The sequence below is a fragment of the Exiguobacterium sp. s141 genome (genome assembly GCF_018618085.1).
Classification (GTDB): domain Bacteria; phylum Bacillota; class Bacilli; order Exiguobacteriales; family Exiguobacteriaceae; genus Exiguobacterium; species Exiguobacterium mexicanum_A.
This window is the reverse complement of record NZ_JACSLJ010000002.1, coordinates 731,905-743,677: the sequence shown is the minus strand read 5'-3', so window position 1 is coordinate 743,677 and position 11,773 is coordinate 731,905. Positions and strand designations below refer to the sequence as shown.

At 46.1% G+C, this 11,773-nt stretch carries 11 protein-coding genes and 2 pseudogenes; 3 read left to right on the top strand and 10 right to left on the bottom strand.

All coding sequences use genetic code 11. From position 1 onward, the window contains the following. Together KNP74_RS08355 and KNP74_RS08350 are read right to left on the bottom strand one after the other, a co-directional pair. Positions 1-181 (bottom strand): hypothetical protein (locus tag KNP74_RS08355; RefSeq protein ID WP_214764015.1); only part of this gene is annotated, 181 nt, incomplete at its 3' end. A gap of 359 nt (positions 182-540) precedes the next feature. Beyond that, entirely contained in the window at positions 541-996 is a 456-nt protein-coding gene (locus KNP74_RS08350) for a JAB domain-containing protein (RefSeq protein WP_214764014.1), read from the bottom strand. A 371-nt stretch (positions 997-1,367) separates the two neighbouring features. On the opposite strand from KNP74_RS08350, the gene KNP74_RS08345 reads away from it, so the two are divergent. Further along, on the top strand, positions 1,368-1,709 hold the full coding sequence (locus KNP74_RS08345) for a YolD-like family protein (protein ID WP_029595514.1): 342 nt from the start codon (positions 1,368-1,370) through the stop codon (positions 1,707-1,709). 96 nt (positions 1,710-1,805) lie between these two features. On the opposite strand, the gene KNP74_RS08340 is transcribed toward KNP74_RS08345, so the two are convergent. The 3 genes from KNP74_RS08340 to copZ form a co-directional block, all read right to left on the bottom strand. Beyond that, positions 1,806-2,765 (bottom strand): IS30 family transposase, encoded by a 960-nt coding sequence (locus KNP74_RS08340; protein WP_114167461.1) that lies wholly within the window; start codon positions 2,763-2,765, stop codon positions 1,806-1,808. A gap of 348 nt (positions 2,766-3,113) precedes the next feature. Further along, the gene (locus KNP74_RS08335) at positions 3,114-5,252 is read right to left on the bottom strand and encodes a heavy metal translocating P-type ATPase (protein ID WP_029595516.1); all 2,139 of its coding nucleotides are present in this window, start codon (positions 5,250-5,252) and stop codon (positions 3,114-3,116) included. Positions 5,253-5,389: 137 nt separating this feature from the next. Continuing rightward, the gene (gene copZ / locus KNP74_RS08330) at positions 5,390-5,593 is read right to left on the bottom strand and encodes a copper chaperone CopZ (RefSeq protein ID WP_029336157.1); all 204 of its coding nucleotides are present in this window, start codon (positions 5,591-5,593) and stop codon (positions 5,390-5,392) included. 272 nt (positions 5,594-5,865) lie between these two features. Here copZ and KNP74_RS08325 point away from each other — a divergent pair, with 272 nt between their 5' ends. Further along, positions 5,866-6,198, top strand: coding sequence for a four-helix bundle copper-binding protein (locus KNP74_RS08325; protein ID WP_084158420.1), 333 nt, complete (start codon positions 5,866-5,868; stop codon positions 6,196-6,198). Positions 6,199-6,257: 59 nt separating this feature from the next. Here KNP74_RS08325 and KNP74_RS08320 read toward each other — a convergent pair whose 3' ends face one another. The 5 genes and pseudogenes from KNP74_RS08320 to KNP74_RS08300 all read right to left on the bottom strand — a co-directional run bounded on the left by KNP74_RS08320 (position 6,258) and on the right by KNP74_RS08300 (position 10,938). Continuing rightward, on the bottom strand, positions 6,258-6,935 hold the full coding sequence (locus tag KNP74_RS08320; RefSeq protein WP_029595517.1) for a response regulator transcription factor: 678 nt from the start codon (positions 6,933-6,935) through the stop codon (positions 6,258-6,260). Beyond that, positions 6,913-8,316 carry a sensor histidine kinase gene (locus tag KNP74_RS08315; RefSeq protein WP_214755065.1) on the bottom strand — a complete coding sequence of 468 codons (1,404 nt, stop codon included), beginning with the start codon at positions 8,314-8,316 and terminating at the stop codon, positions 6,913-6,915. Before KNP74_RS08315 ends, KNP74_RS08320 begins: the two co-directional genes overlap by 23 nt. 99 nt (positions 8,317-8,415) lie before the next feature. Next, positions 8,416-9,324, bottom strand: coding sequence for a F510_1955 family glycosylhydrolase (locus tag KNP74_RS08310; protein ID WP_029595519.1), 909 nt, complete (start codon positions 9,322-9,324; stop codon positions 8,416-8,418). Between the two features lie 323 nt (positions 9,325-9,647). Then, positions 9,648-10,192, bottom strand: a pseudogene (resA, locus tag KNP74_RS08305) (thiol-disulfide oxidoreductase ResA). A 38-nt stretch (positions 10,193-10,230) separates the two neighbouring features. Continuing rightward, positions 10,231-10,938: a cytochrome c biogenesis CcdA family protein gene (locus tag KNP74_RS08300; RefSeq protein WP_214764011.1), complete on the bottom strand. Its 708-nt coding sequence runs from the start codon at positions 10,936-10,938 to the stop codon at positions 10,231-10,233. A 230-nt stretch (positions 10,939-11,168) separates the two neighbouring features. Between KNP74_RS08300 and KNP74_RS08295 the strand changes: the two are divergent. After that, positions 11,169-11,594: pseudogene (locus tag KNP74_RS08295) on the top strand (YdhK family protein); the annotation flags it as partial. Positions 11,595-11,773: the final 179 nt, after the last annotated feature.

Here is an 11,773-nt window from a genome sequence, read left to right as displayed (position 1 = left end):
ACGCATGCGTTGTCGAAACACTAAAACCCAGCTGGCAAAGTTCTGTACTTTTCGTTGCATTATTGTGCACATTTGTATTGCAAAATACAGTCGAAGCAATACCTCCGTCATCTCGTCCATCGTCTGTTGATCTAGTTGGTAACTGTCCATCTGAATCTTCCTCTCCTGTTGATAGCCTCATGATACCTCGCATCCAAGCAGACAACATCTCGCCTAATTTCACGTAAGCCCTGGTGTTGTTTCAAACAAGCCCTAGGGCTTGTTTAGAAAACATGCTCATTTTCAATAAACAAACCGTGTTTTCACTTCTGTCATTTCATCAAATAGTCTTCTTACGAGACAGACCAAAACAACGTCCAACCTTCACACACGAACCATCGCGTTTTCGTCATGCGAAAACGACCCTTTTCCGGATCCCGCTCTATGGATCCAGGCGAGAGCAACGCGAGTCGCCCATCCAGTCAAAGAAAAACGTACGTTTTTCTTCCTTGTCCTTACCGGACGGACCGGGACCGGTCCCCCGGCCCCACTCCATTCCGTTCAACCCATGTAACCTCGCTGTTTCATGCTGACGTACGACTCGTCCGCTCCGAGGATGAGATGGTCGAGCACCGGGATGCCGATGAGGTCCCCCGCCTCATGTAACCGTTCGGAGACGAGGATGTCCTCCCGGCTCGGTCTCGGGTCCCCGCTCGGGTGCTGATGACAGACGATGAGGCACGAGGCGTTGTTCAAGATGGCGCATTTGAAGACCTCCCGTGGGTGGACGACACTCGAGTTGACGCTCCCGACGTGTGCCCGGTGGACGCCGATGACCCGGTTCTTTGTGTTGAGCATGATGACGAGGAACACTTCACGGTCGTCGTCCCCGATGAACGAGGAACCGATTTGTCGGGCACTGTCCGGTGATTGGATGATGGCGTGCTCGAGAGCGACCATCTCCTCGCGAATCTCTTGTTTGATACGAATGACCTCGATGATGGATGTAAGTTCCATGATGGTTTGTCCCCTTTCGGATAAGCCGAGCTCAGAACGAACACCGTTGTGCGTCCTGTTGACGGGAACGAAGCGAGCGTCGGGAGACGGTGCAAGGGCGACCGCAGGGAGAGCCTCAAAAAAATGCGTAGAGCAAACGGAGGGACAGGCTTCCGTAGCCAACGAGCGAAAAGCCTCGCTTTGAGCCTAAAGCGAAGGAAGACGGGCCGGAGGGCGCGTCATTTTTTTGACGTCCCTTGCACCGAAGACCAGCGAGCTAGAGTACGGAAACAGGACGCACGGATTACCAATCACGAAAAAGGCTGTTCAAACGGGACAAATCGGGTATAAAATAAGAACAAACGTTCGTTTTATTGAGAGGGGTAATTATTATGACGATGTATCGCGATCGGGGCGAATTGAAATGGATCCCATTCCTCATGCCCGAGCACAAGGCGCTACTGACGAAATACTATAAAGAGATTCAAAAAATTGAGATGCCAGATATCGATGAACAGGTCCTATCGGTCTATGAGAATGTGCTGAACGACGCGATCTTCAGCGGAGATTTGGTAGAGGTAAAATATGTGGAGAAGCGGGAGATGAAACGATTCAGAGGATTCGTGCACCGGACGAACTACATGGAGCGGACCGTCGAGCTGGCCAATCAAAGGGAAGGGATCATCCATGTGCCGTTCGAGGCAATCATTCACGTCGAACAATCGATAGACTAACGCCCTGGCGGTTGCTGACGAAAAATCCTTTGCTGCTTTTATAGATGTATCAGTTAAAAGTTGCAGTACACTGATATCTTTAAATCATTCCGTTTGTCAATTTAAGCTAGACAGATCGACTCCATTCAGGTGACTCAAAAATGCCTCCAACGGTGTGCGGTAATTCAGTGACTTTCTTGGGATGTTATTCCGCTTGTCGGCCACCGACGAAATGAATGTTTGATCCACCTGGTTGAAGTCCATTTCCTTTGCCAAGCCGTCTTTCCGCAGGAGCCCGTTGGAGTTTTCATTCAAGGCGCGCTGAGAAGGCGTGCCGGGATCCGCAAAGTAAATCGAGACGTCGTGCCGGTTGCACAACGGTTTCCAATTGGAGAATTCCTTGCCGCAATCAAACGTGATGGATTTGAACAGATTTCTCGGGACCCCTTGGAACCACTGGTTCAACGCAGTTTCAATATCGCAAGCCTTGCGTCCTGCAGGCTTCAGGGCGATGATGACTTTCGTCAGCCGTTCGACCAGCGTGATCACCGCACTTTTGTGGCGGGCACCCACAATGGTGTCGCCTTCGATATGCCCGAACTCTTTTTTGAACGACGGGTTGTCGGCTTCCCGTTCGGAAATATGGCGTTTGAACGCCTGTTTTCCCCGGCGTTCCTGGTGTCCATTGGGTTTCCGTTTTCCTTTCATCGGCAGCGTGGCGGCGTCAAAGACCTGATTTTTGAACATGCGATAGATGGTGCGCGCGGAACAATCGATGGCCGTTTCTGCCCGGCCGACAATGACATCCGGCGTCCAGCCCTGCGCCACCTTGTCTTGAACATAGGCCACTTGTTTCTTCGGCAGGACAATCTTCCGCCGGCCGCAGCGTTTCTTATTTTTCTTGTATTGCGTGTAGAAGTCGAGCGCTGTATGTCCTGATTTCAGGAAATTGATGACGTTGTAGATTGGCTGCCTGGAACGGTTCATCAACTTAGCAATGATCGCTACAGGTATATTTTGGCGGTGGTAGGATTCTATCATCACCAGTTCATCCGTGGTAAGATGGGTGTAGGTCATTCGTGATCACTCCTATGTTTTTCTTTGGTCGGAAAATACATTGTGAGTGTACCACGAATGGCTTTTTCAATTGTCTAGCTTAATTTTACAATCGGCTATTAATGAATGAATGATCAATTTTTGAAAACTTTTTTGTGTTAATTGAATTTAAGTAGAAAAGAGAAGAAGCTTTTGGGCTTCCTCTCTTCCGATAATATCTCATATGTTAACTATAAAAATATATTTAATTATCCAAAGTCTTCAAACCTCCGTTTGACTTTAACCTAATACAAAACTGTGCCCCCAAGGTTAAAGAAAATTCAACTTTTGGGAGGCAGCACTTTTCGTGTACGACAATTAAACACGGTGTTAAACAGCTCTATTTCTTAGTTTCAATGTCATCGCATTGATAGCCACGATAACCGTGGACACGGACATCAGAACTGCTCCTGCGGCAGGAGCCAACGTAATCCCAATGGAGGCTAGAACACCCGCCGCTATGGGAATGGCAATAAAGTTATAACCGGCTCCCCACACGAGGTTCTGTTTCATTTTACTGGTTGTTTTATTGGCCAATTCGATAAAGGATTCAATATCGCCTGGATCCGACTGAGTCAAAATCACATCAGCGGAATCGATGGCGACTTGAGTTCCGGCACCGACTGCTATCCCAACGTCTGCTATTGCAAGGGATGGTGCATCGTTGACGCCATCGCCGACCATGATAACCGTTTGTCCATTATTTTTCAGTGATTCCACTAAACCATATTTATCTTGCGGTGATTGATTGGCTCTGTATTCAATGCCCAGTTCCTCTGCTACTCCTTGGGCCGCCGTTTCATTGTCACCTGTAGCCATAATCGGTTTTATATTGTAATGCTTCAATGCCTGTATCAGCGTTCTGCTCGTTTCTTTCAATTCATCGCCTAATGCGACCGTACCGATCGGATTCCCGTCCTCAACTAGTATACTTAATGTTGCCCCTTTGGGAACATCCACCGCTACATCTCTTCCAAGTGCCTTTTGGCTGATCAATTCGTATTTGCGGCCATTGGCGTTTCCTTCTATACCCGCACCCGACACAACATCAATCGAATCAAAGTGGACAGGCTGAATCCCTTGTTTCTCAGCGTATTGGACGATTGACTGGGCGATTGGGTGGCTGGACCCGCCTTCAATCCCTGCCATTAACGCCGCGATTTCGGCTTCGGTATGTTGACCATCCAGTGTTTCCATGTTCAAAACTTTAAATTCGCCAGTAGTCAATGTACCCGTTTTATCCAGTATCATTACATCAGCCTTAGTTGCCAGCTCCAATGCTTCGCGGTCTTTCACCAACAGCCCGCGGCTTGCACCTAAACTGGTGCTTCGTGCAATAACCAGCGGAATGGCAAGGCCGAGAGCGTGTGGACATGCAATGACTAATGTCGTAACCGTAAAAAGAACAGCGGTTTGAATGTCAGCAATGTACAGCCAAACGACAAAAGCGAGGAAAGCCGCCGCAATGGCGATATAAAACAGCCAGCCGGCTACTTTTTGAGCCAGATTTTCAGCTCTTGAAGGTTGATCCTGCGCCTGGCTTATCAGGGTTTGTACTTGGGAAATGAACGATTGGTCGCCGGTTTCCTGTACTTCAAGATATATGATGCCTGCACCGTTCGTGGAACCGCCGATCACTTTGTCTCCGGCTCCTTTTTCAATGGGTTTAGATTCCCCCGTCAGCAAAGCTTCATTGATCCGCGAGGTGCCTCTTTTGATGATGCCATCGGCAGGGACGTTTTCTCCGGCCTGAACCCGTACAAGGTCTCCGACTTTCAGCTCATTTACGGGACGCGTCTCGATCGAATCATCTTCCAATACCACATGTGCATCTTTCGGCACCAATTCGGCGAGCGATTTTTGCGCGTCTCCTGCTTCTCCGATAGCCTTCATTTCGATCCAGTGTCCAAGGAGCATGATCAACAGCAAGGACGCGAATTCAAAGAAGAAATCCATGATGTGATCGCCGGTTACGTAGCGTGCCAGCACGGCGTAAATGCTGTACAAATAGGAAACGGATATCCCTAATGAAATAAGGGCCATCATGCCCGGTGCTTTTTCCTTAAATTCAGCGATTGCACCTTGATAGAAGGGTTTTCCGCCATAAACCAATAAGATAGTTGCTAATACAGCGACCACAATATCCGAGTATGGAAAAGTAAATTGGAAAGGAAGCCGAACGTCCATCATCGGCGACAATAATAGAATGACAATGCCCAAGGGCAGCGACTTCAGGAAAATTTCTTTGAAATTCCCATGATGGTGATGTCCATGGTCACTATGATCGTGGCCACCATGATTGTGATGGGCATGATCATCATGAATTTTGGCAGGATTGCTGTCGTCTTGAATGCCTTCTTTCACTTGGTCTTCATGGTACGAATGCCCAACATGTTTGGAATGATCCATTTTACTGTGATCTACCTGTTCGTCTTGATGGTGGTGATGGTCTTTATCATTTTTAGCCATTCAGTGCGCCTCCTCCAAACTAGTGGTTCTTATCCTATTTAACCCTATTTACATTCTTAACATTCACAAAGTTCTTGCCGAATATACCACGCGAGGGTATATTTCATTTAAAAGTAAAGTGTGCTGTGAAAGCACCCTTATACGACGTCATACCCTTGTTCTTCAATCGCTTTCTGAATTTCGTTTAATGATGTCTTGGCAGTATCATAGTCTACTGCCACTTCGCCTTTTTTAAGATCAACTGTCACAGATGAAATCCCTTCGAGTTCACCGACGCCCGTTTCAACCGAGTTTGCACAGTGGCCGCAGGACATACCTTGTACTTTTAATGTTTCAATCATTATTATTCCTCCTAAAGTAATATTTCCTTAAACTTAACATACCCCGATAGGGTATATCAAGTGTTTAGTATCATTTTACTTTATCGCTGTTTCCATGACTCTAATTTAGAAGTTCACAATGACCCCCCAAAAAAACCGCACCATTGATTTTAATATTTGATTACTTGTCTATAAAATGTGCAGTTTCTATGGAGTTTCGGTATTTCTGTTTAGTTTGGAAAGGAGAGGGAAATCCAGTAAATGAAACAAAAATAAGAAATGGAGGTTTTAACATGGCTCATGAACAACATCAGGAATTGATTCGGGCATTACATGATTGTGCAGCGGAATGTAACCATTGTTTTGACGCTTGTCTGCAGGAAGATGATGTGAAGATGCTAGCACAGTGCATTCGATTAGACCGGGAATGCGCGGACATGTGTGCATTTTTGGAACATGCCATTACTCACAATTCACCGTTCGTTTCCGAACTGGCAGCCGTTTGCGCAACCATTTGCGAAGCTTGCGCAGAGGAATGTGAGAAGCACGCCGATCATCATGAACATTGCAGACGCTGTGCGGAAGCTTGCCGTAGATGTGCAGAAGCTTGCCGTAACGCCGCATAACCTTACTCAAAAAGGCCCGTCGGAAATATTTTCCGACGGACCTTTTCTTTTATCAAGCATCATTCTGCTTCATGGATCCATTTGTAGCCGATTCCCCAAACCGTGAGAAAATGATCATCGACCGGAAAACCGGACTGGCGGATTTTTTCCCGAACATTTCGCACATGCGAATCGATGGTCCGCCCTTCCGTCTCTGAGTCGAATCCCCAAATTAACTGGATCAGCTGCTCCCTCGTAAACACTTTGTCGGCATTCTTCATCAGATGGCCCACCATCAGAAATTCTTTTGGCGTCAATTTGATGATATGTTTGCCGTACGTAAGTTCAAACCGGTCTTCGTCCCACACCAAACCGTCCACTTCAATGGTATTTTTCGGAGTTCTCCTGCGAAGCAGCGCCCCCATCCGGGCCAGCAACTCATCTTCATTAAACGGCTTTGTGATGTAATCATCCGCCCCGATATTCAATCCCTTAACAATATCCTCCTGTTGTTCCCGCGCCGTCAGCATAATGATTGGCACATCCGAAAATTTCCGGATTTCGCGGCACAGTTCCCAGCCATCCATTTCCGGCATCATGATATCCAGTAAGACGAGATCGAAAGGTTCCGATTCCAAATAGTCGAGGGCTTCATGAGCTCCCAGTGCTTTTTTACAGAGGTACTGATGCGGCTTCAAATATAAAGCCACTAAATCCAGCATTCGTTGTTCATCATCAACCAACAGCACTTTCTGCAAGCGAATCCCCCCTTTTCAATTCTATCAGGACGGTTGTCCCTTGTCCGTACTCACTTTGAAGCGTCATGAGACCACCGTGCGATTCGACGATTTCTTTCGCAATCGCCAGGCCAAGACCGCTTCCTCCGTACTGTCTGGATCTGGATTTATCGACCCGATACAATCGTTCAAAGACAAAAGGAAGATTTTTTTCCGGTATGCCCTCTCCTTCATCACGGATGCTTATGGTGATGGTACCTTTATCTTGGACTCCCTGTAATACCACTTGTGTTCCTTCAGGAGAATGCTTGCGGGCGTTGTCCAAGACATTCAGCAATACCTGCTGAAAACGTTCGGGATCAATGAAGGCGACAATCTCATGTTCACAATGGACAGCCAATGAAATCTGTTTCTCGTCAAAAGCTGGCCGAACCAAGGCAACGACGGATGCAAAAAGCATCTCCAGTGAAAATTCCTCTTTTTGAATGGCGAACTGGTTATGATCCATCTGAGCCAGCTCAAACAGCTGCCGGATCAATTCCGTCAAATGGGCCGTCTCTTCCCGGATGATGCCAATGTATTCCTTTTTCTCTTCCTCGGATGCATCCGGCCGGCTCGCGATATCGGCATATCCTTTGATATAGGTCAACGGCGTCCGCAACTCGTGCGAAATACTCGCCAAAAATTCATTCCGCTCATTTTTTAAATGTTCCAAGTCACTGGATAGAGCAGTGATGGCTTTCGCCAGCTCTCCCAACTCATCGTTTCGGCCAATATTCAGGCTGACCTCGTGGTGCCCTTCGCTTAACTGTTCCGTCGCTTCTTTCATCCGAATCAACGGCAACGTAATCAATCGGGATAGCAGAAAAATTGTGATGACGGTCAACCCGACAGCAATCAGGCCAACAATCAGGAATTGGTTTCGCAAATGACTGACCATCCCTTTGATATGATTGGTTTCCGCAAACATGAACACGTGGCCTCTATGTTCTCCTTCAATGGTGATTGGGCTGTCCGTCGCAATAAACTCTTTTTTGTCCCATCGCTCTTCCACGACCTTCCCTCCCTGCAGAACCTCATCAAAATCGGTGTGTTCCAACACTTCCCTCATTTCAGGTTCAATCAGATCGGAATGGGTCAATTCGTTGCCATCTGCATCCGTGATGATGACGATGAAATCGGAGGCCGATTCCATCAACGCCACATGGTTCAATGTCGCCGGTTCAAAACTGTCTTCCAATACTTCGCTGTGGGTGTTCCCTCTTGCAAGCAGGTTGGTCATGACTTCATCCACCCGTTCATTGACAAAAGTAACGTACAGGGTTAGAAACAAAACCAATTCAATGATGATAATAAACACAAAAAACAGCAAACCTATTTTCAATGCAAGCCTGTTTAACATGGCATCCCTCTTTAAGTCGATTGGTTAGCAGCAATCAAGACAAAGACTGCTGCCGAAAGCTGTTGGATTCGGTTCGTCTTTCAAACGGCTAGCTGGTTTCTACTTGGTTTTTCCCTCTTCCAGCAGCGTTTTCCAGGTCTGTAATCCGTCTTCCGACAAGTAGGCATTGCCTTCAAATGTGTAGATCGCCAGTTCCATTCCATCCATCGGGTTTTGTGCAATAAAAGCGACGGCATCTTGTGAAAGGTCCGGTGTATCCACCGGCTCGAGTTCTTCATTTTCCATAGTATACTTCACCAGAGCCGCCGCTGTCCCGTAGCTTCCGAAGTACAAATGGTCTTCGGTGAAATGCACCGCTGTGCCTGTTTCACTTCCGTCTGTAATGGCTTTAAAATTTTCTCCGCCATCCCGTGAGAAATAAATCCCTGCAGCCGTAGCTGCAGCGACGAAGTTTGAGTCAGCCGGGTGAAGAGCGAGCGAAGTCACTTCGCCTTCCAGCCCTTCAGCCTTCACAGTTTTCCATGATTCGCCTTCATCACCGCTTTTATATACGCCGGCTTCCAATAGGGAATTCTTGGCCGGATTGATTAGGAAAATGTCGTTACTGTTATATCCCACCGCCATGGCATGAAAATCCGTTTCTCCTTGAAATGCAATCTCTTCAATCGATTTACCGCTGTCGATGCTTCGCTGTATCCCTAGGGGATTGGGTAATTCTGAGTCTGCACTTGGGTGGCCCGACGTAATAAATCCTTCATTTGTTGCATTAAAGCCCATATAATCATGAAAATTATCCGCCGTTTCGAACCAGCCCTCTTCCCGGTAAATTTTCAGCCCGGTATGCGAGGCAAAATACAGTCCGTTCTCATTTCCTGCATAACCCATCCCATGAACATGGTTCAGTTCCCCTTCAAACGGCACTTCAAATGAATCCGTTGTATCATTGCTGCAGCCTGCCAACAAAAGAAAAGCCGACAGCACTGCCGTTCCTATTCTCTTTTTTTTCATGTAGATGCCCTCCGAATATGTCATTTTTTATTTTTTATAAGTATAACATTCTTAAAGTTTAACGAAAAAGTTTCGACTTTTTGTGCAGATATCTTGATTTCAAAACAGCTAATCCATTCCCTCTACAATTGACCCAAAAGGAATAATCCTTCCAATCGGTCCGGTGGAGGATCTTTGCCTGATTTTTATTTATAAATTTTCTACACCTGACATTTCTTTTCTTTCGGTTAGTCCACTTTAAAGAAATGTTTTTTTCTCGTTTTTTCTTTGCAGCATTTTTCAAAATAACGTGGCCCGCATTATGCTTGGGAAATTCAGAGGTATCAGCACGGTTTGATCTGTTCCATATAACTCGCGATATCCTCTTCGGACATTTCACCCGTAATAATTTTCTCGATTTTGCCCTCTTGATTGACTAACAGAGTAGTCGGCAATGGACGGATATTATAAGCTTCCATAACACTTTTGTCCTTATCGATAACAATCGGGAACGTTAAATTTCGCTGTTCAGCAAATTGTCTCACTTCATAATCGGATTGCGCAATATTGACAGCGAGTATCTCCACACCTTGATCCTTGTATACCTGGTACTGCTTTTCCATCAGCGGGAACTCTTTTTCGCACGGTTTGCACCAAGTACCCCAAAAGTTCACGAACACCCCCTGCCCTTTGTACTCAGACAGCTGATGCCGTTCCTCGTTCAAATCCGTCAACGCAAAATCGGGTGCCGAATCTCCAACTTGCAGCAATTCGTTTTTCTCTTTTGTTAATCCGTTGTAGATGGTAAATGCAATAGCGACAACCAGAATGAACAAATACTTGTCCTCATAATCAAGCGATTTCTCTTTTTATCCTTTTTAGCAGCCATACACTGTCACGTCCTTCCTAGATGATGGGTTGAGTCCATTAAAACCCTGTAAATCCACCCGTAAATTGCGATAAAAAAGCGATGATTTCTGTCAGCATGTCAAAGTAAAGTAAAACGCCCATCAGAATCATTAATGCTCCTCCTATTAACATGAAAAGAGCGCTCTTCTTCTTCAAGAAAGTCATTTTCTCAATAAAAAACGACATCAAGAGAAAAGGAATGGAAAATCCCAGAACGTAAAACAGCATATAGAGTAAGCCACTGTCCGGATCCGCTACTCCGAGTGCAATAACTCCTGCAAGTATGGGACCGGTACACGGGGTCCATCCAGCTGCAAAGCCAATGCCGATCAGAACAGAACCCGCGTATCCGGAGGGCCTTTTCTGGAACTGTAATTTCTTATCCGACAGCAGGAAGTCGAATTTCAGGATACCGGTTAGGACCAAGCCAAAAAACACCATCAAAATAGCGCCCAATTGACGTAGAAGAACTTGATATTCCAAGAAGAAGTTTCCGATAAGCGAAGTCGACAAGCCCAACGCTAAAAAAATGATGGAGAAACCTATCAAAAATAGAACCGTATGAATCAAAGCCGTGCTCCTCATCATTCCCTTGCCCGTCTTTAACTCATTGACTGAAACTCCAGTAAGGTAGGATAAAAAAGCCGGATACAAAGGAAGGGAGCATGGAGAGATAAATGATAAAAGCCCTGCGCCAAACGCAAGATACAAACTAATTTCCGCCACTTGTACACCTCCTATTACAGTAAGTTGAATCCTCTTCTTTATCATTTTTGTATCCCTTAAGGAATCAAATGAAATTTTCTATATAAGACTCGGGGAATTTCAAGGTATGTAAAATTAAATACAGCCCCTCTCTTAACTTCTACTTCCCCGTGCTTGCTTAACCGTTCCAGAAGACGTCAACCAATCCAGTTTACCGATTAATTCTTGATTTTCTGTGCAGTTTCTTCTATTCCGGTTCAGGTGAAGTCCCGGATGATTTGCAGGAAGCCGAAAATCCAACCTTTGAAGTTGGAAGCCAGGCGATTATTGAAACCGATCATATGGAAGGCATGAAAGGTGCTGAAGCCACAATTGTCGGGGCTTATGATACAACCGCCTATGCAGTGACCTATACGCCGACGGACGGAGGCGAGCCGGTTGAAAATCACAAATGGGTGATTCACGCAGAATTGGAAAATCCAGGTGATGAACCATTGGAAACGGGCGATGAAGCGGCCATTGCCGCTGACCATATGGAGGGAATGGACGGCGCAACGGCTACGGTTGATTCTACCGAAGAAACGACCGTCTATATGGTTGATTTCGTCCCGACCACCGGAGGCGAGGAAGTCACCAATCATAAATGGGTGACTGAAAGCGAACTGTCACCCGAATAAAAGCGCCAAAACCCGGGATCTTGTCAACAAGATCCCGGGTTTTTATCTGTAATGGTTCATAAAGGATTCGATTTCGTTTGTATTACAAAAACATTAAGTTTTAGTAGTTAGGCTTCCCGTATAAATTCTGCACATTTTTTCAACATTTTTATAATAGAATAAATCAAATTTAAATAGTT

Coding starts and splice junctions, on each gene's coding strand:
- KNP74_RS08340 (WP_114167461.1), bottom strand. CDS start 2,765: ATGACCTACACCCATCTTACCACGGATGAACTGGTGATGATAGAATCC.
- KNP74_RS08315 (WP_214755065.1), bottom strand. CDS start 8,316: ATGTTAAACAGGCTTGCATTGAAAATAGGTTTGCTGTTTTTTGTGTTT.
- copZ (WP_029336157.1), bottom strand. CDS start 5,593: ATGATTGAAACATTAAAAGTACAAGGTATGTCCTGCGGCCACTGTGCA.
- KNP74_RS08335 (WP_029595516.1), bottom strand. CDS start 5,252: ATGGCTAAAAATGATAAAGACCATCACCACCATCAAGACGAACAGGTA.
- KNP74_RS08310 (WP_029595519.1), bottom strand. CDS start 9,324: ATGAAAAAAAAGAGAATAGGAACGGCAGTGCTGTCGGCTTTTCTTTTG.
- KNP74_RS08345 (WP_029595514.1), top strand. CDS start 1,368: ATGACGATGTATCGCGATCGGGGCGAATTGAAATGGATCCCATTCCTC.
- KNP74_RS08350 (WP_214764014.1), bottom strand. CDS start 996: ATGGAACTTACATCCATCATCGAGGTCATTCGTATCAAACAAGAGATT.
- KNP74_RS08325 (WP_084158420.1), top strand. CDS start 5,866: ATGGCTCATGAACAACATCAGGAATTGATTCGGGCATTACATGATTGT.